At 71.8% G+C, this 17,974-nt stretch carries 13 protein-coding genes and 1 pseudogene; 4 read left to right on the top strand and 10 right to left on the bottom strand.

Annotated elements, in window-relative coordinates:
- Positions 1 to 287 precede the first annotated feature (287 nt).
- Entirely contained in the window at positions 288 to 650 is a 363-nt protein-coding gene (locus HBB12_RS02350) for a hypothetical protein (protein ID WP_236987885.1), read from the top strand.
- A 491-nt stretch (positions 651 to 1,141) separates the two neighbouring features.
- Here the strand turns inward: HBB12_RS02350 and HBB12_RS02345 are convergent, their stop codons facing one another.
- Both HBB12_RS02345 and HBB12_RS02340 read right to left on the bottom strand, forming a co-directional pair.
- Positions 1,142 to 1,324, bottom strand: coding sequence for a hypothetical protein (locus HBB12_RS02345; protein WP_236987884.1), 183 nt, complete (start codon positions 1,322 to 1,324; stop codon positions 1,142 to 1,144).
- Positions 1,325 to 1,545: 221 nt separating this feature from the next.
- Positions 1,546 to 3,297 (bottom strand): carbamoyltransferase family protein, encoded by a 1,752-nt coding sequence (locus tag HBB12_RS02340; protein ID WP_236992635.1) that lies wholly within the window; start codon positions 3,295 to 3,297, stop codon positions 1,546 to 1,548.
- A 232-nt stretch (positions 3,298 to 3,529) separates the two neighbouring features.
- Between HBB12_RS02340 and HBB12_RS02335 the strand changes: the two genes are divergently transcribed.
- Positions 3,530 to 7,174 (top strand): AsmA-like C-terminal region-containing protein, encoded by a 3,645-nt coding sequence (locus tag HBB12_RS02335; RefSeq protein WP_236987883.1) that lies wholly within the window; start codon positions 3,530 to 3,532, stop codon positions 7,172 to 7,174.
- A 214-nt stretch (positions 7,175 to 7,388) separates the two neighbouring features.
- Here HBB12_RS02335 and HBB12_RS02330 read toward each other — a convergent pair whose 3' ends face one another.
- From HBB12_RS02330 to rimP, 7 genes and pseudogenes are all read right to left on the bottom strand, one after another.
- Positions 7,389 to 7,820, bottom strand: a complete 432-nt coding sequence (locus HBB12_RS02330; protein ID WP_236987882.1) for an acyl-CoA thioesterase — start codon at positions 7,818 to 7,820, stop codon at positions 7,389 to 7,391.
- A 14-nt stretch (positions 7,821 to 7,834) separates the two neighbouring features.
- Positions 7,835 to 8,914: a tRNA pseudouridine(55) synthase TruB gene (truB, locus tag HBB12_RS02325; protein ID WP_236992634.1), complete on the bottom strand. Its 1,080-nt coding sequence runs from the start codon at positions 8,912 to 8,914 to the stop codon at positions 7,835 to 7,837.
- Positions 8,915 to 9,133: 219 nt separating this feature from the next.
- Positions 9,134 to 9,541: a 30S ribosome-binding factor RbfA gene (gene rbfA, locus HBB12_RS02320; RefSeq protein ID WP_442919337.1), complete on the bottom strand. Its 408-nt coding sequence runs from the start codon at positions 9,539 to 9,541 to the stop codon at positions 9,134 to 9,136.
- A 185-nt stretch (positions 9,542 to 9,726) separates the two neighbouring features.
- Positions 9,727 to 12,771 carry a translation initiation factor IF-2 gene (gene infB, locus HBB12_RS02315; RefSeq protein ID WP_236987880.1) on the bottom strand — a complete coding sequence of 1,015 codons (3,045 nt, stop codon included), beginning with the start codon at positions 12,769 to 12,771 and terminating at the stop codon, positions 9,727 to 9,729.
- Between the two features lie 114 nt (positions 12,772 to 12,885).
- Positions 12,886 to 13,677 (bottom strand): RNA-binding protein, encoded by a 792-nt coding sequence (locus HBB12_RS02310; RefSeq protein ID WP_236987879.1) that lies wholly within the window; start codon positions 13,675 to 13,677, stop codon positions 12,886 to 12,888.
- Positions 13,678 to 13,692: 15 nt separating this feature from the next.
- Positions 13,693 to 15,414: a transcription termination factor NusA gene (gene nusA, locus HBB12_RS02305; RefSeq protein ID WP_236987878.1), complete on the bottom strand. Its 1,722-nt coding sequence runs from the start codon at positions 15,412 to 15,414 to the stop codon at positions 13,693 to 13,695.
- A gap of 71 nt (positions 15,415 to 15,485) precedes the next feature.
- Positions 15,486 to 16,082 (bottom strand): annotated as a pseudogene (rimP, locus tag HBB12_RS02300) (ribosome maturation factor RimP); the annotation flags it as partial.
- Between the two features lie 304 nt (positions 16,083 to 16,386).
- On the opposite strand from rimP, the gene HBB12_RS02295 reads away from it, so the two are divergent.
- Positions 16,387 to 16,743 (top strand): nucleotidyltransferase domain-containing protein, encoded by a 357-nt coding sequence (locus HBB12_RS02295; RefSeq protein WP_236987877.1) that lies wholly within the window; start codon positions 16,387 to 16,389, stop codon positions 16,741 to 16,743.
- Positions 16,718 to 17,203 (top strand): HEPN domain-containing protein, encoded by a 486-nt coding sequence (locus HBB12_RS02290; protein WP_236987876.1) that lies wholly within the window; start codon positions 16,718 to 16,720, stop codon positions 17,201 to 17,203. Before HBB12_RS02295 ends, HBB12_RS02290 begins: the two co-directional genes overlap by 26 nt.
- Positions 17,204 to 17,277: 74 nt before the next feature.
- Here HBB12_RS02290 and urtE read toward each other — a convergent pair whose 3' ends face one another.
- Positions 17,278 to 17,973 (bottom strand): urea ABC transporter ATP-binding subunit UrtE, encoded by a 696-nt coding sequence (gene urtE, locus HBB12_RS02285; protein WP_236987875.1) that lies wholly within the window; start codon positions 17,971 to 17,973, stop codon positions 17,278 to 17,280.
- Between the last annotated feature and the right edge of the window lies 1 nt (position 17,974).

The raw sequence follows: 17,974 nt of genomic DNA, 5'->3' as shown, positions 1-17,974 counted from the left end.
CGGCACCGCCAGCGCCCTGATGAACCTGTAGCAGTGAACGAAGGGCCGCCTCGGGGCGGCCCTTTTCGCGTCGGGCCCGACGCCACCGTGTCCCGAAATACACACACCCTGTGGAAGCTCGGGCATACCCGGAAATCGCCGCAAACCGCCCTCATCTCTCGGGCCCGACGGCGCGAGGCTTTCGTCGGCCCCGGGCCGTGCCCGACCTCCCGGTCGGGCGGCAAGCTTGGCACTTCGTTAAGCAGTCCCTCGCATCCTCGCGCCAACACCTTCGGGAGACCCTCAGCGTGCGCGCTCCGACCTCTTACGGCCTTCCGCGCCTCGGCGCGGGCGCGGCGCTCGCCGCCGCCCTCTTCGTCACCGCCGTCCCCCAGGCCCAGGCCCGCGACAATGTCGGCGCGGCGATCATCGGCGGTGCGGCCGCCGGCGTGCTCGGCGGCGTCGCGGCCGGCGCCATCATGAACGGCATGCAGCCCCCGCCCCCGCCGCCCCCGATGTATGCCGCGCCGCCGCCGCGCCGGGTCTATGTCGAGGAGCCCGAGACCGTATACGTGCGCCCGCGCCGCGGCCCGATCTGCCATTTCGAGCGCCGCAAGGTGTGGCTCGACGACGAGTCCTTCACCTACAAGCGCGTCGAGGTCTGCGAGTAAGCCTCGCAGCCTCTCTGAGAATTCAGGGCCGGCATCCGGGGACGGGGCCGGCCTTTCTTTCGTTGGGCAGGTGGCATCGCTTCCACCGCCCCGGGGTATTCAGCGCCGCCCCGGCCGAACCCGCCCGAAGAAACCCGGGCAGAGGCGACGAGACTTTGGCATAGAGGTTCACATCGTTTCCGGCAGGCAAACAGGCCTTCTTGAAATCCGTAGATCGCTGAGGAGGGCACCGTGTCGAGGCGGACAAGCCATATTCTCCGCCTTCCGGCACTCCTCCTTGCAGCCCTCGCACTACCATTTTTTCAATTGGCAATCCTACCCGTCGTGTTTTTCGGCCTGACCTTCTCCGGAATCGCCTTCACTGGTCGACATGATGGATTATTGCCACTCCTTCTATTTATGACGATTAAAGAACTTGGCCTCAAGGCACCGATAGTTTGGTTTCCTCTTTTAGTATTGACGATGTCTAATTGCATATTCTTGATGATCAATTACAGGAGCACAAATTTCGGACGATGCATGACGACCTCGGCGGCGATTGCCGCGTTGCCTTCCGTGCCGATCATATGCTTCATGCCTCCGGCCGGCGCGATTGTCTGCCTCGCCGCGTTGGTCTTCCTCATGGTGTTTTTCGGATGCTTTTTCATGTCCCTCGCAACGATGAGGCTGAGCATGGGACGGTGGATCGCGCGCGATACCTCTCACGGCTGAGCCCGTGGGATCACCTCGCGGGTCTCAAACGAAAGGGCTGACCGACGTCGGAGGCCGACCGCAGGTAGGGCCGAACGAATCGAGCCTCGATCCCATGTGGCAGGGTGGAACGCGTTTCTGAGCAGGTTCCGCGTTCGCGCATCATCTCCGCCGCCGAAGCGGCGCCCGCCTCGGCGAACAAAGCTCAGAACGTCTTCACCCCGTCCTTCACCAGGATCCAGTCCTCGATCACCACGGCGTCGAGCCCGGTGGTGGAGAACATCAGGATCGCATCCTCGGCGGTGTGGAGGATCGGCTTGCCCATCACGTTGAAGCTGGTGTTGAGCAGGATCGGCACGCCGGTCCGCTCCGCGAAGGCGCGGATCAGGGCGGCATAGGCCGGGTTGCGCTCGTCGGTCACGCTCTGGAGCCGGCCGGTGCCGTCCTCGTGCACCACCGCCGGCACCCTCTCGCGCACCTCCGGCCGCCAGACCAGGGTGCGCTCCATGTAGGGGCTGTCCTGGTAATCCTCGAACCAGTCCGGCCCGGCCTCGGCCAGGATCGAGGGCGCGAAGGGCCGGAAGGCCTCGCGGTACTTCACCTTGGCGTTCAGGATCGCCTTGGCGTCGGCGGGGCGCGGATCGGCCAGGATCGAGCGGTTGCCGAGCGCGCGGGGCCCGAACTCCGCCCGGCCCTGCACCCAGCCGACGAGCCCGCCCGCCGCCAGGATGCCGGAAGCGGCCTGCGTCACGCCGTCATGGCCGAGCCGGCGCAGCCGCGGCTCCCAATCGGTCATCCGCTCCAGCGGCTCGGTCGAGACGCGCGAGCCGAGATAGGGGGTGGCGAGCGCGCCCGGCCCGGTCCAGCCGGGGTTGTCCTCCTGGAAGGCGAGCCAGGCCGCCCCCAGCGCGTTGCCGTCGTCGGCCGGCGCGGAGGGCACGTGCAGGCGCCGGAAGTCGCTGCGCGTCAGCAGTTTTCCGTTATAGGACGAGTTCAGCGCGCAGCCGCCGGTGACGACGAGGTTCTCGTGGGGGCTGAGGCGCCAGGCCTCGGCGACCAGCACGTCCATCATCTCGGAGAAGATCGCCTGGCCGCAGGCCGAGAGATCGGCCCAGCCCTCCTCGTCCGCCTCTGCCGGGCGGCGGGCGCGGATCTCCTCGGCCACCGCCTGCACGGTGGCGGCCTCCGCGAAGCGCAGGCGCCCGCCTTCGATCCGGTAGAGCCGGCGCAGGAGCGCCATCAGCTCGGGATCCTGCCGGCCGTAGGGGGCGAGCCCCATGATCTTCCATTCCTCGCCCTTGGCCTGGTCGAAGCCGGCGAGATCGGTGACGAAGCCGAAGAAGAAGCCGACCGATTCGCGGCCACGATGGCGCTTCACCTCCCGGAGGCGCCCCGCCTCCATGCGGTAGATGGCCGAGGCGCCGGTCTCGCCCATGCCGTCGACGACGAGGCAGGTGGCGTCCCGGAACGGCGAGCCCCACAGGCCGTAGGCCGCGTGCGTCAGGTGGTGGGGGTAGCGCTTGAGCCCCGCGATGGTCGAGCGGCCCCCATGGGCCCGGTCGAGGCCGAGCAGCGTGCCGTAGCCGGCCCGGCCCTGGGCGAGGGCCAGCTCGGCGATGAAGGTGCGCTCGGCCCGCTCCGGCACCAGCGAGCGGTTGAGGGCGGGAGAATGCCCCTTCAGCGTCTCGAGCCCGAAGGCGCCGGCCCCGGCCTGGCCGGCGAGGTAGCGGCTGAAATCCGGCCCCCAGGTGGTGGCGATCACCAGTTCGGCGCCCGGCGGCAGGTGGGCCTTGAGCAGGCCGGCCATGCGGGGCGCCGAATCCGGCTCGCAATTCGGGGCGCGCTTGTATTGCAGGTAGCGCTCCGTCGCCTCGGCGAAGAGCACCGTGCCGTCCGGCCCGACCAGGGCGAGGGCCGGGTCGTGGAAGGTGGTGGCGAGGCCGAGATAGTAGCGCATCGGATCCATCTGCATTCTCAAGCCGCCGCTCTAACAGTGTCCGCCGACCCTGTCAGGCCGGGCGGCAGCGTGGCGCGGGTGCATCGGGGGGCGGCTCTCGCTGCGTGATCCTGCCGGATTTCGCCCGTGTGTCCGGTATCGATATGCTAGCGCTGTCATCGGGGTACGGCCCGTCGGGCCGTCGACGAAAGGGGCGGCGCTCTCCTCGCGGGGCGGCACGGATGGCTTCACGGTGCGCGACATCCTGACAGCCCTGGCGGGCCTCGTCATCCTGATCCTCGCCGCGGCCCTGATCGCGCCGCCCTTCATCCCGTGGGAAGCCTACCGCTCGACCTTCGACGCGGCGCTCGGCCGCTCGCTCGGGGTCGAGGCGCAGAGCGACGGCCGGCTCGAGGTGCGCCTGCTGCCCTCGCCGCGCCTGCGGATCGATCACCTGCGGCTCGCGACCGGGCGGGACCGGCCCTCCCTCGATGCCCGCTTCGTCAAGGCCGAGATCGCGCTCACCCCGCTCCTCTCCGGGGAGATCCGCTTTACCGAGACCCGGATCGGCCGCGGCGAGGTCACCCTGCCGATGAATGAGGCCGGCAGCTTCCTGCCGCCGCCCGCCCTCGGCGAGGGCCGCGACCTCGCCGTCGAGGATCTGCGGGTCTCCCAGCTCCTCGTCACCACCCGGGTGGCGGCGACCGGGCGCACCGACCAGGTCTATGCCGAGAATGTCCGGCTCTCGGCGCCGCGCCTCGCCGGCCCGTGGCGGGCCGAGGGCACCGTCGAGACGGTGCCGTTCCGCCTGACCACCGGAGTCCCTGCGCCCGACGGGGCGGTGCCGGTGAAGCTCGGCGCCGGCGGCGACACGGTGCCCCGGCTCGACCTCGACGCCCGTGTGAGCGTGGCCCCCGGCCCGGAGGGCGGCGGCGTGCCGGAGGCGAGCGGCACCGCCCGCCTGGTGGTGGGGCCGCCGGCCCAGGCGGCGGGCGCCGCCCTGCCGGTCTCGGTCCAGGGGGCGTTCAAGGCGAAGGGCCGGCTCGCCACCTTCGAGACCCTGAACGTCGAGGTGCCGGGCGAGACGCCCCTGCGCTTTGCCGGCCGCGGCAGCCTCGACCTCGCCGCCGCCCGGGCGACGATGAGCCTGGAGGCCCGCCGCCTCGACCTCGACGGCTTCCTGATGAGCGCCGCCGGGCAGGCCCTGCTCGGCCGGGGCCTGTCGACGGCCTCGATGCCCGGCACCCTGGCGCTCGACGTCGCGGTCGACAACCTGACGCTCGCGCGCGAGGACTGGAGCGGTGCGGCGTTGAGCGCCGTGCTGCGCCCCTCCGGCGCCGTGACCCTGCGCCGTCTCGCCGGCACGGCCGCGGGGGGCCTGAAGCTGGCGCTCGACGGCGACGTGACGCCGAGCGGCGGCTTCTCGGGCCATGCGGCGGTCGATGCCCCCGCCTCGGACCGGCTGGCGCGGCTCCTCGACCGGCTGGGCTTGAGCGGCCCGCTCACCGGGCTCCTCGACGGCCGTCCGTTCTCGGCCGAGGCCGACGTGGCGGCGGCCCTCCCGGTCCTGTCGCTGCGCAACGCCCGGGTGGCCTTGGGAACCGCGAAGATCACCGGCAGCGCCCGCTACAGCCCGGCCGGACCGGACCAGGCCCGCCCGCGCTTCGATGCCCAGATCATCGCCGACGGGCTCGACATCGCCGAATTGCCGCCGATGCGCGGCGCCATCGCCGCCCTCCAGGACCACGATGTCGGGCTGACGCTGCTCGCCCGCGACCTGCGCTACGGCCCGACCGGCACCCGCACCGGCGAGATCGCCGCCAGCCTGCAATCCGAGGGCGCGGCGCTCCGCCTCGACAGCCTGGAGGTGCGCGACCTCGCCGGGGCCAAGGCCAGCCTCTCGGGCCGGATCGGCGCCGACGGCGCCGGGCGCATCACCGGGCGGGTGAGCGCCCCGGTGGCCGCCCCGCTGATCGATCTCGTCGCGCGCACCTTCGTGGACGAGGCGCGGCTCCTGCCGGGTTTCCTGCGCGACGGCCCGGTCGCCCTCGACGTGACGCTGGAGCGGGATTCCGGGCCCGAGGCGGGCCGGCTGCGCGGCCAGGCCCGCGGCAGCGCCGCCGGCGGCCGCCTCGGCCTGTCGCTGGCCGCCCGGGCCGGGCGGCTCGACGAGCTCGATGCCCGCCTCGACGGCGTCGCCTCCGGCCGCTGGCTCGGCCGGCCCACCGATCCGGCCCTGGCGATGCCGGCGACCCTGCACCTGACCGGACGCCGGGCGGGCGGGCCCGACGCGACCCGCCCCTTGAGCCTGACCGTCGATGCCGAGATCGCCGGGGCCGCCATCGCCACCGCCCGGCCGCTGGTGCTGCCCGCTTCGGGCCCGCTTCAGGACGGGGCGCTCACCCTCGCCGCGCCCGATCTGCGGCCGGTCGCCGGCCTCCTCGGCGGCGGCCCCGCCCTGCCGGACCCGGTCCCGGCCCGGCTCAGCCTCGGCTTCGGCCGCGCCGGCGACGTGCCGCGCCTCGTCGCCACCGGCACGATCGCCGGGTCGGCGGTGGACGCGACGCTGACCCGCCCGGCCGGCGGCGAGATCGCCGGCAGCGTCTCGCTCGAACGGCTGTCCCTGCCGTGGCTCGCCGGAGCACTGATGCTGAATCCCGGAGCGGCGCCGGCGGGCCCGGATTCCTGGTCCGCCGCCCGCTTCGGCTCCGTCCCGGCCCTACCGGCCACCGGTCAGGTCGCCATGACCGTGCGGCGGCTCGATCTCGGCCGCGGCCTCGCGGCGGACTGGGCGCGGTTCGACCTCGGGCTCGGGTCCGACGGCCTCTCCTTCCGCGACTTCGCCGCCGGCCTCGCGGGCGGGCGGCTTGCCGGTCACGCCACCCTGGCACGCCAGGGCGCCCAAGCGACCTTGTCGGCGGAGGGCAGCCTGACGGCGGCAGCCCTTCCGGCGCTCACCGGCGGCGACGCCTTGCGGGGCCAGGTCACCTTGCGCCTGCGCCTCGGCGCGGCGGGGGACAGCCCGGCGGCGCTCGTCGGCAACCTCGCCGGCAGCGGCGCTCTGGAACTCGCCGGGCTGACGCTCCCCACCCTCGACCCCGCTTCGGTGCAGCGTGCCCTGACCCGGTTGCTGGCCGAGGAGGACCCGCTGCGGGCCGGCCGCGTCGAGCGGGTGGTGTCGGAGGAATTCGACCGCGGGCCGCTGGTGCTGGCGGGGCCCGTTTCGGTGCCGGCCTCGGTGGTCGGCGGCATTTTACGGACCGGGAGCCTCACCCTCGATCTCGGTCCCGCCACCTGGGCCGGCCTGGTGCAGGTCGATGCGAAGACCTGGCGCCTCGACGCCCGCGGTACGCTCACCGCCACCGCGACGCCCCGGGCCTGGACGGCGCCTGCGCCGACCCTCGGCCTCGCCCTCGTCGGCCCCCTCGCCCGGCCGCAGCGCGAGCTCGACGTCGTCCCGCTCGGCAACCTGCTGGCAGCGGTCGTGCTTCAACGCGAACTGGACAAGATCGAGACCGTCGAGGCCGACCGCAACGAACTCGCCCGCCGCCGCAGCCGCCTGGAGATGGACCGCGCCCGGGCGATCGAGGAGGCCAGGCAGGCCAGGCAGCGGGCGGAGGAGGCGGTGAGGGCCGCGGAGGCCGCGCGCGCGGCGGAAGCGGCGCGGGCGGCCGAGGAAGCCCGACAGGCCAGGCAGAGGGCGGAAGAAGCGGCCAGGGCCGCGGAGGCTGCGCGCGCGGCGGAAGCGGCCAGGGCGGCCGAGGCGGCCCGAGCAGCCCGGGCGGCCGAAGCGGCTCGCGCGGCAGACGAGGCGCGGGCGGCGGAAGCGGCCCGCCGCAAGGCCGAGGACGAGGCGCGCCGCCAGGGCGCCGGGGCGCCGGAGGCGAACGGGCCGTGACCGCTGGGGCGGAACGAGCGCGGTTAGCCGCCCTCGCTCCCCGGACATCGCACTGAGATCCTGTGCGATGAACCTCTACAGATCTGAAACCCACCGAGTCATTCCGGGGCCGCGCAGCGGAGCCCGGAATGACGAGGAGGGTGTGAATTGTGTTGGGCGAAACGAACGGGCTTTGACAGGTGATGCGGCGAGCCAGCCCCAGGCCCATCCCGCCTCACCCCGCCGGCGCCTCGACCACCAGCCGCGCAGCCGCCTCGCCGGCCGCGCCGAGCGGCGACGGCCGGCGGGTGTCCTTGGCCATCAGCACGCAGATCGACTCCGCCTCGCCCGCCACGACGTCGCCGGTGAGGATCCGATGGCGAAAACCCAGCGAGGTGCGGCCGGTGCGGGCGAGCCAGGTCGCGGTGCGGACCCGGCCCGGATAGTGCAGCTCGGCCCGGTAATCGATGACGAAGCGGGCGATGACGAAGAAGGTGTCGGGCGTGAGCAGCGGGGTCAGGTGGTGGGCGAAGAACTGCACCCGGCCGCTCTCGCAGAAGGCGGCGAAGACCGCGTTGTTGACGTGGCCGTTGGCGTCGGTGTCGCGGTAGCGCAGGACGTCCTCGCTCCACAATACCCGCGGATCGGCCTCGAACCCGTCGGTCATCGCCCTGCCCCCTCTCAGCCGTTGCGCGGGGCGGTGCCGCCGAGGTGGAACACCCGGTGCGGCACGAGTTCGCCGCGCTCGACATCGCCGACCGCCACCAGCACGCCGCCGCAGGTCGCGTAGGCCTTGCCCTCGGTCGGGGCGTCGCGCCCACGCAGGATCACCGGCTGGCCGCGCATCAGCCGCATCGCCATGTCGCGGGAGACCGGGACGTGCGGCACGGCGTCGAGCGCCGTCTCGACCGGGCGGAGCACCGCGGCATTGGCCTCGGCCTCGGCAGCCTCCAGCGCCCCGATGGTGCAGGACTGGTCCTCGGCGAAGGGGCCGACGCGGGTGCGGCGCAGAGCCGAGACGTGGCCGTAGCAGCCGAGCGCACGGCCGAGGTCGCGGGCGATGGCCCGCACATAGGTGCCCTTGCCGCACTCGGCCTCGATCACCGTGCGCTCGGGCGTGTGCGCCACGATCGCCAGCCGGTCGATCTGCACCGGGCGGGCAACCAGCTCGACCACCTCGCCGTCGCGGGCGAGATCGTAGGCGCGCTCGCCCTGGATCTTGATCGCCGAGTAGCGCGGCGGCACCTGCTCGATCGCCCCGACGAAACGCGGCAGCATCGCCTCGACCTCGCCTTGCGTCGGACGCTCGTCTGAGGTCGCGACCGGGCGGCCTTCGGCGTCGTCGGTATCGGTCTCGACGCCCCAGGTGACCGAGAAGACGTAGGCCTTGCGGCCGTCCATCACGAAGGGAACGGTCTTGGTCGCCTCGCCGAGCGCGATCGGCAGGATGCCGGAGGCCAGCGGGTCGAGAGTGCCGGCATGGCCCGCCTTCTTGGCGTTGAGAGCGCGCTTCACCGCCGCGACCGCGTGGGTCGAGGTCATGCCGACGCCCTTGTCGAGGATCACCCAGCCGCTGATCTCGCGGCGCTTGGGCCTGTCGCCCGGCGGGCGGCCGCGGCCGCGCGGCCGGTCGTGCCGCGGGCGGTCCTGACGCTGGCCCTCGGGGCGCTGACCATCCTGGCGCTGGCCATCGCGCGGAGCGTCGTCGCGGGCGGGGCGGGTCGCCTGCGGCCCGGGCTCTGCGGGCTGATCCTCGTGCATCGTCATCTGTATATCCGTTCTCGAACGGCGGTCGCCGCGGGACGTGCCGCCCGCTTGTCGTCCCTGCCAATCCTGTGATGTCCCAAGTCGCCACCCGTGGGCCGGTTCACCGGCCCGGGCGCCTGTGCGGGTCGAACGCCGCATCGCGGGTTTTCGCCCGGCCGACCGGCTTCGCCTCGCGGTCGTCGCCGAACCGGTGACCGATTCGGCCGGGGATGCCTAGTCCTCCGAGTCCTCGTCGGATCCGAGGTCGCGCTGGACCTTGTCGCTGCGCAGGAGCGCGTCGATGCGCGCGGCTTCATCGAAGGTCTCGTCGCGGCGGAAGCGCAGGTCGGGGGCGAATTTCAGCGCCACCCGGCGGGCCACCTCCTGGCGCAGCACCTTCTTGTTGCGCTCCAGCGCCTCGATCACCGGGCGCTCGTCCTGGCCGCCGAGCGGCATGACGTAGGCGGTGGCGAGCTTGAGGTCCGGCGACATCCGGACCTCCGGTACCGTGATCACGTGCTGGCTCAGCACCGGATCCTGGATGTCGCCGCGGCTCAACACCTCGGCGAGGGCGTGCCGCACGAGTTCGGCCACGCGCTGCTGGCGCTGCGAGGGGCCTGCGGATTCCTGGGGTTTGCGCACCATCGTCTCTCCGGGCTCGGACCGGGCCGCGGGGCGGTCATCCGGGTCTGGCCTTCTCGGCCGTCAGGCCCTCGCGGCTGTCGTCTCATGAACCGACGAGCCCGGGACGCTGGCGTCCCGGGCTCGCGGTGTCTTTCGTTGGCCGCCGCCACGACGGCGGACGGCCGATGGCAGCGGGGTTCGCGTCAGAGCGTGCGACGCTCCTCGTGCACGATGTAGCACTCGATGACGTCGCGGGGACGCATGTCCTGGTAGTTCTCGAAGGCCATGCCGCATTCCTGGCCCGCCGCCACTTCCTTGGCGTCGTCCTTGAAGCGCTTGAGCTGCGAGAGCTTGCCCTCGTGCACCACCACGTTGTCGCGGATGAGGCGAACATGGGCGCCGCGCTCGACCCTTCCGTCCTCGACCCGGCAACCGGCGATCTTGCCCACCTTCGAGACGTTGAAGATCTCGAGGATGCGCGCCTCGCCCAGGCGCTCCTCGCGGAGCGTCGGCGGCAGCAGGCCCGACATCGCCGCCTTCACGTCATCCACGAGGTCGTAGATGATGTTGTAGTAGCGGATCTCGACGCCAGCCCGCTCGGCGGCCTCTCTCGCCTCCTTGTGGGCGCGGACGTTGAAGCCGACCACGACCGCACCCGAGGCCTGGGCCAGGGTGATGTCCGACTCGGTGATGCCGCCGACACCCGTGTGCAGGATGCGGGCCGCCACCTCGTCGTTGCCGAGCTTCTCGAGCGAGCCGGCGATGGCCTCGACCGAGCCCTGCACGTCGCCCTTGATGACGAGCGGGAACTCCTTGCGGCCGGCGCCCTCCTTGAGGTCGCGCATCATGTCCATCAGCGTCCGGCCGGCACCGCTGCCGGTGGCCGCCGCGCGCTCGCGCTTCACGCGGGCCCGGTACTCGGTGACCTCGCGGGCCCGGGCTTCGTTCTCGACCACCGCGACGCGGTCGCCCGCCTCCGGCGTGCCGTTGAAGCCCAGCACCTCGACGGGAACCGACGGGGCCGCTTCCTTGGCGTTGCGGCCGGCATCGTCGACGAGGGCGCGCACGCGGCCCCACTCGGCGCCCGCCACGATGATGTCGCCGGTGCGCAGGGTGCCGCGCTCGACGAGGACCGTCGCCACCGGGCCGCGGCCGCGATCGAGCTTGGCCTCGATCACGGTGCCTTCCGCCGAACGATCGGGGTTGGCGCGCAGATCCAGGATTTCGGCCTGGAGGGCGAGACCCTCCAAGAGCTCGTCGAGACCGTCCCGGGTCTTGGCCGAGACCTCGAATTCGAGGGTCTCGCCACCCATCGACTCGACCTGGATGTCGTGCTGCAGCAGCTCGGTGCGGACCCGCTGCGGGTTCGCGTCGGGCTTGTCAATCTTGTTGATCGCCACGATCAGGGGCACCTCGGCCGCCTTGGCGTGGGAGATCGCCTCGATCGTCTGGGGCATGACGCCGTCATCGGCCGCCACCACCAGCACCACGATGTCCGTCACCCGGGCGCCGCGGGCGCGCATCGAGGTGAAGGCGGCGTGGCCGGGGGTGTCGATGAAGGTGATCTTGCCGCCGGACGGCGAGGTCACCTGGTAGGCACCGATATGCTGCGTGATGCCGCCCGCCTCGCCGGAGACGACGTTGGCGTTGCGGATCGCATCGAGCAGCGAGGTCTTGCCGTGGTCGACGTGGCCCATGATGGTCACGACCGGCGGGCGCGGCTGGGTGTCGTCGTCGGTATCGGCCTCGTCGAACAGGCCTTCCTCGACATCCGACTCCGCGACGCGGCGCACGGTGTGGCCGAGCTCCTCGGCGATGAGCTGCGCCGAATCCGAGTCGATCACGTCGGTGATCTTGTGGATCTGGCCCTGCTTCATCAGCATGCGGATGACGTCGACCGCCCGCTCGCTCATCCGGTTGGCGAGCTCCTGGATGGTGATCGTCTCCGGGATGACCACCTCGCGGGCCAGCTTCTCCTTCTGCTCCACCTGGCGGTGGCCGGTCAGGCGCTGGTTGCGGCGGCGGAACGAGGCGAGCGAACGGGTGCGCTCGTCCTCGCCCGAGGTCGCGGTCGCGATGGTCAGGCGGCCGCGGTTGCGGTCGCCGCCCGGGGACTTCGGCGTCTTGGGCGGGGTGATGACCTTGAGCGGCATGCCGGGACGGCGGATGACCCGCTTGGTCTCGGCCTCCTCCTCCGCCGCGGCCGGACGACCGGTGGCGGGGCGCGCCGCGCCGGCGGCACCCGTGGCGGTCTTGGCCGTCGTCGCGGCCTTCGCCGCCGCCGGCTCGGGCTTGGCGGGCTCGGGCTCGGGCTTCGGCGCCGGGCGGGCCATGAAGTTCAGGTCGCGCGGCTTGCGGGCATCGGCCGTCAGCGTGCGGCGCGGCTCGGCCGGGGCGCTCGGACGGGTGATCCCGGTGCTCGGGGTCGCCGGACGGGTGCCGGCGGGCACCACGGGACGCGCACCGGCGGGGGCAGCCGGACGGGCACCGGCGGCGGCCGGACGAGCCCCTGCCGCCGCGGCGGGACGAGCGCCCGCGGCCGCGGCAGGCCGGGCGCCGGCCGGAGTTGCCGGGCGGGCCGCACCCGCGGCGGCCGGACGGGCAGCGGCAGGCGCCGCCGGACGCGGAGCAGCGGCGACGGCGGGCGCAGCCGCCGGAGCCGATGCATCGGGGGCGGCCGGAGCGGAAGCGGCAGCAGCGGCCGCGCGGGCCGCATCGTCGTGGGCGCGGCGCTCGGCCTCCTCGGCGGCGCGGCGCTTGCGCGCGTCCTCCTGGCGGCGGCGCTCCTCTTCCTCGTGCTTGCGGGCCTCGGCAGCCTCGCGCTCACGGATCTCGGCAGCCTCGCGCTCGGCACGGCGCTGGGCCTCCTCGGCAGCGCGGCGGCGGTCCTCCTCCTCGCGACGCTTGGCGTCGACGAGGGCGGCCATGCGGGCGCTCTGCTCCTGATCGCTCAGGGTGCGCAGCACGACGCCGGACCGCGAGGCGGCCGGGCGGTCCTGACGCGACCCGCCCGGACGGCCCTGCCCCTGGGGAGCGGAGCGCGCCTGGTTCGGCGCGGCATCCTTCGGCGCGGCCGGAGCCGGCGCGCCGCCGGGGCGACGTTTCACCGTCTCGACCACGACCGCCTTCGAGCGGCCATGGGAGAAGCTCTGGCGCACCGTCCCCTGCTCGACCGGACGCTTCATCGACAGCGTCTTGGAGGGACCGGTATGCAACGTCTTGTCGCCCGGATTCTTCGTCTCACTCATTCAGTTCAGACCCTGGGGGTTCTCGTCCGTCCCGGGACCCGGCCTCCCGGCGGCCGCCTCCCATCGTGTTCCCGGGAGCGCACCCGCCAATCGGGCCGATCCCATTCGATTCACTCAACCACCGGCCTCCGGGGGGCCGGTCCGCAGCGATGTTCCACCATCCTGGACAGCGTCCGGGAGCGCCGCGTCGGAGCCTGGGGGCTCCGTTCCGGTGCGTCCCGACGTCGCCGTCCCGCCGCGGAAGACGTGGAGCCGACGCCAACGCGCGAGCAAGCCGGTCGTGCCGGCTCCCGCGACGAGGGCAGCGTGTATCACATGATCCCGGCCCAAGGCCATGTCCAATTCTTCACCGGACAGGTCATCAACGACCGGGATTCGCGATATGGCATCGCCGTAGCGCCTTCGCAATGCCTGGGCGAGCTTGCGGCGCCCGTCCGGGGCTGCATCGCTGGCATGCACCAGGGCCTTGACCCCGGTCTCGCTGTCCACCGCGCTCTCCACCTTGGTGAAGCCGGTGACGACGCAGCCCGCCTTGTTGGCGAGCGAGAAACCCTGGCGCAGGTCGTCGCGCAACCCCGCCTCGATCACATCGGCGAGATCGGGGGCGACGCGGGCGTCCTTCTGCCGGAAGGCGCGCTGGAACAGGCGCTTCTTGGCCGCTTCCTGCACCATGGCCCGGGTCGCGGTGACCCACGCGCCGCGGCCGGGGAGCCGGGCACGCAGGTCGGGCACCACCTGGTTGTCGGGGCCGAGCACGAAGCGGATCATCCGATCCGGCCTGCCCGCCTGCCGCGTGACCAGGCAGGTGCGCTCCGCGTTGGCACGGCCGCGACCGGCGCCGGCGTCGAGGACGTCCGGCGGCAGCGCATCCGCGTCGTGAGCGTCATCCTGCATGGTCGGGTCCATCGCTCCTTACGCGCCTCAGGTCGGCTGCCGCTCGGCGGTCGCGGCGGCGTCCTCCTCGACCGGCACGGTCTCGGACTCCTCACCCTCGGCGTGCTCCGCCGCGGAATCCGCGCCGTCCGGACCCTGAGCCTCGTCGTCCTGACCTTCTTCCTGGCCCTCGTCTTCCTCCTGCGTCTCCTCGACCGGGGGCGCCTCGACCCAGCCGGCATGGACGCGGGCGGCCATGATCATCGCCTCGGCCTCGGCGCGGGAGACCTCGAACCCGTCGAGGTAGCCGGCATGACGCACCGCCTCGGGCCCGCGGCCCTCGGTGTAGCCGACGAGGTCGTCGGTGGCGCAGCCGGCAAGATCCTCGACGCTCTTCACGTCGTTCTCGCCGAGGGCGACCATCATCGGGGTGGTGATGCCGTCGATGTCGCGCAGTTCGTCGGCGACGCCGAGCTCGATCCGGCGGGCGTCGTTCTCGGCCTCGATGCGGTTGAGGTAATCGAGCGCGCGGGCCTGGATCTCGGCGCCGGTCTCCTCGTCGAGGCCCTGGATGTTGGCGAGTTCCGTCGGCTCGACATAGGCGATCTCCTCGACGGAGCGGAAGCCTTCCGCGGCCAGCAGCTGGCCGACGGTCTCGTCGACGTCGAGGGCCTGCATGAAGGTGTTGGTGCGCTCGACGAACTCCTTCTGCCGGCGCTCCGATTCCTCGGCCTCGGTCAGGATGTCGATGTCCCAGCCGGTGAGCTGGGAGGCGAGCCGGACGTTCTGGCCGCGCCGGCCGATGGCGAGCGACAGCTGGTCGTCGGGCACCACGACCTCGATGCGGTCGGCCTCCTCGTCGAGCACCACCTTGACGACTTCCGCCGGCTGGAGCGCGTTGACGATGAAGGTCGCCTGGTCCTGCGACCACGGGATGATGTCGATCTTCTCGCCCTGCAGCTCGCCGACCACCGCCTGGACGCGGCTTCCACGCATGCCCACGCAGGCGCCGACCGGATCGATCGAGGAATCGCGCGAGATCACCGCGATCTTGGCGCGCGAGCCCGGATCGCGGGCGACCGCCTTCACCTCGACGATGCCGTCGTAGATCTCCGGCACTTCCTGGCCGAAGAGCTTGGCCATGAACTGCGGATGCGAGCGCGAGAGGAAGATCTGCGGCCCGCGCACCTCGTGGCGGACGTCGAACAGGTAGGCGCGGATACGGTCGCCGGGGCGGAAGGTCTCGCGCGGGATCGACTCGTCGCGGCGCACGATGCCCTCGCCGCGGCCGAGATCGACGATGACGTTGCCGTACTCGACGCGCTTGACCAGGCCGTTGACGACCTCGCCGATACGGTCCTTGTACTCGTCGTACTGGCGCTCGCGCTCGGCCTCACGGACCTTCTGGACGATGACCTGCTTGGCCGACTGGGCGGCGACGCGGCCGAAATCGAACGGCGGCAGGGTGTCGGAGATCACGTCGCCGACCTGGGCGGCCGGATTGTGGCGCCGCGCCGACGGCAGGTCGATCTCGCGGGAATCGTTCTCGACCTCGTCCACCACCAGGAGGTGGCGCGACAGGCGCAGCGCGCCGGTGCGGGGATCGATCTCGGCATGGACGTCGGTCTCGGCGCCGTAGCGCGAGCGGGCGGCCTTGGCGATCGCCTCCTCCATGGCGCCGATCACGATGGAGCGGTCGATCACCTTCTCGCGGGCGACCGCCTCGGCGATCTGGAGGAGTTCGAGCCTGTTGGCGCTGACGACGGCCATCGGATCAGTCCTTCCTGGTTTCTCGTTCGTTTACGGGTCTGGGGCGGTTTCTAGTGGCTGACGGAGGGGCTCGCGCCCTCGTCCTCGTCATCCTCCTCGTCGTCCTGCGGCGGGGCCGAGCCGCGCCGCAGGGATTCGCGCACCAGGGCGTCGGTGAGGACGAGGTGGGCCTCGCCGATGTCGCGCAACGGGATGTCGTAGGAGGACGGCAGGCCCTCCTTCACGTCGGGCAGCTCGATGCGGACCGTGTCTCCTTGCGGCGCCCGGATGATGCCGCGGAAGCGCTTGCGGCCATCCATCGGCATCGCCAGCTCGACCTTGGCCTCGTAGCCGGCCCAGCGGGCGAAATCGCCGGCCCGGACCAGCGGCCTGTCGATGCCCGGCGAGGAGATCTCGAGGTAGTAGGCGCCGCCGATCGGATCGTCGACGTCGAGGATCGGCGAGATCGTGCGGCTGACGGTCTCGCACTCGTCGACCGACATGGTGCCGTCCGGCCGCTCGGCCATGATCTGCACCGTGCAGCCGTTCTGGCTGGACACCTTCACCCGCACGAGGCGGAAGCCGAGGCCCTCGATGGCGGGCTCGATGATCTGCGCGACGCGCGCGGCGATGCCGGTCTCGGTGATGAGGCGCTTCTCGGCCGGGTCATGGTCTGGGGCGTCGGTCATGGATCGAAAAGCCGTGGCGCGGTCCCGTGAGGGAAGGCAATCTGGCGTTCGGCTCGCGCCCGGGGAGGCTTGCGGCAATAAAAAAGAGCGGGCCCCGGGGGGACCCACTCCCGCACCGCAGCCTCATCGGCCACGAACAGAACTGATGAAGAGGAGATAATCCGGGTGGGGGCGGAATGCAAGGTGGTCTGCGCCCGTCACGGCCGAGGAGCGCCGCAGACGAGCCGGCTCCGCGCCCTCTACCTCGCGTCAGGATGACGAGATGCCGAGCCCTTGCTAAGATCGCGGCCCGGAGGATCAGATCATGGCGCTTCCGGCATCCGTGGCGGAACTCGTGCCCGCCACGGGCGAGTATCCCGTGCTGAAGACACTCCTGGAGCGGATCGAGGCCGTCTACGCCCCCGAGGACGTGCTGCTGTTCGGCAGCCGCGCGAAGGGCACGGCGGGACCCGACAGCGACTGGGACATCCTCGTGGTTCTGCCCGACGATGCCGACGAGCGCCTGCTCGACCCTCTCCTCGGTTACGAGACCCAAAGGGGCTCGGGCGTCTACGCGGACGTGCTGTGCTCTCTCAAGAGCGAGTTCCTATCGGACCTGGCCGTTGCCAATTCGCGGACGCGGGACATTGCCGGGCATGCCGTCCGTGTCTTCAGCCGCTAGTCTTCACATCGCCAACCATCTCAGGCTCGCGGACCGCGACCTGAAGGACGCAATCGTCCTGCACGGCTGCAGAAGCAGGAACGACGCCTACCATCTGGAGCAAGCGACAGAGAAGCTGCTTCTCGCCCTGCTTACCTCGGAAGGCGAACACGTCCAGATCAAGGATGTCCACATCCTCGACCGTCTGGCCGACCGGCTTCCCGAGAACCATCCTCTCCGGACCGCGATGCAGGGGCTGGGCTACCTCAAGACCTACGCCACTGCGTTCCGCTACCCGAAGACGGGCGGCAGGTTGCCTGCGACGATTCCTGACGATAAATTCGACCTTGCCTCAGGTATTCTCCGCCGTCTCATCGACGCCAGTGCTCGGCATTTCCAGGTCGACTTGGAGGCCGGAGACGACGTGCCGGCGGCAAATACGAGCCCGATGCGCCTGAAGGCCGAGCCTCGGTCGTTGTAACCCTTCAAGACATGACGACAGGATGAAGCCTCGATCCCGTCATCATTGTCATGGGCCTTCTCAGGCCGCCGCCCTCACACCGACAGCCACCGCCTGACCTGCGCCTCGACCATGCCCGAGCGCGGCCCGGCCTCGACCACCTGGCCGCGATCCATCACCGCGTAGGTGTCGCACAAATCGCGGGCCCATTCGAAATATTGCTCGACGAGCACGATCGCCATGTCGCCCTTGCCCCGCAGGTAGTCGATCGCCCGGCCGATATCCTTGATGATCGAGGGCTGGATGCCCTCGGTCGGCTCGTCGAGGACGAGGACGCGGGGGCGGGTCACCAGGGCGCGGCCGATGGCGAGCTGCTGCTGCTGGCCGCCCGAGAGGTCGCCGCCGCGCCGGCCCAGCATGTCCTTGAGGACCGGGAAGAGGTCGTAGACCTCGCTCGGCACGTAGCGGTCGGCGCGCTTGCAGGGCGCAAAACCCGTTTCCAGGTTCTCCTTGACGGTGAGGAGCGGGAAGATCTCGCGTCCCTGCGGCACGAAGGCGATGCCCTGGCGGGCGCGGTCGTAGGGCGCGAGCCGGCTGATGTCGCGGCCGTCGAGCCTGACCGCGCCCTTCGACACCGGCTGCTGGCCGACGATGGCGCGCATCAGCGAGGTCTTGCCGACGCCGTTGCGGCCGAGCACGGCCGTGACCTTGCCGGGTTCGGCGCTCAGCGAGACGCCGCGCAGGGCCTGCGCCGCGCCGTAATGGAGATCGATGGTCTCGACGGAGAGCATG

Source organism: Methylobacterium sp. SyP6R, from assembly GCF_019216885.1.
Classification (GTDB): Bacteria; Pseudomonadota; Alphaproteobacteria; order Rhizobiales; family Beijerinckiaceae; genus Methylobacterium.
This window is presented reverse-complemented; position numbering and strand designations above follow the sequence as displayed.

Coding starts and splice junctions, on each gene's coding strand:
- HBB12_RS02345 (WP_236987884.1), bottom strand. CDS start 1,324: ATGCTCAGCCTCATCGTTGCGAGGGACATGAAAAAGCATCCGAAAAAC.
- HBB12_RS02340 (WP_236992635.1), bottom strand. CDS start 3,297: ATGCGCTACTATCTCGGCCTCGCCACCACCTTCCACGACCCGGCCCTC.
- HBB12_RS02330 (WP_236987882.1), bottom strand. CDS start 7,820: ATGACCGACGGGTTCGAGGCCGATCCGCGGGTATTGTGGAGCGAGGAC.
- truB (WP_236992634.1), bottom strand. CDS start 8,914: ATGCACGAGGATCAGCCCGCAGAGCCCGGGCCGCAGGCGACCCGCCCC.
- infB (WP_236987880.1), bottom strand. CDS start 12,771: ATGAGTGAGACGAAGAATCCGGGCGACAAGACGTTGCATACCGGTCCC.
- HBB12_RS02310 (WP_236987879.1), bottom strand. CDS start 13,677: ATGGACCCGACCATGCAGGATGACGCTCACGACGCGGATGCGCTGCCG.
- nusA (WP_236987878.1), bottom strand. CDS start 15,414: ATGGCCGTCGTCAGCGCCAACAGGCTCGAACTCCTCCAGATCGCCGAG.
- HBB12_RS02295 (WP_236987877.1), top strand. CDS start 16,387: ATGGCGCTTCCGGCATCCGTGGCGGAACTCGTGCCCGCCACGGGCGAG.
- HBB12_RS02290 (WP_236987876.1), top strand. CDS start 16,718: ATGCCGTCCGTGTCTTCAGCCGCTAGTCTTCACATCGCCAACCATCTC.
- urtE (WP_236987875.1), bottom strand. CDS start 17,973: ATGCTCTCCGTCGAGACCATCGATCTCCATTACGGCGCGGCGCAGGCC.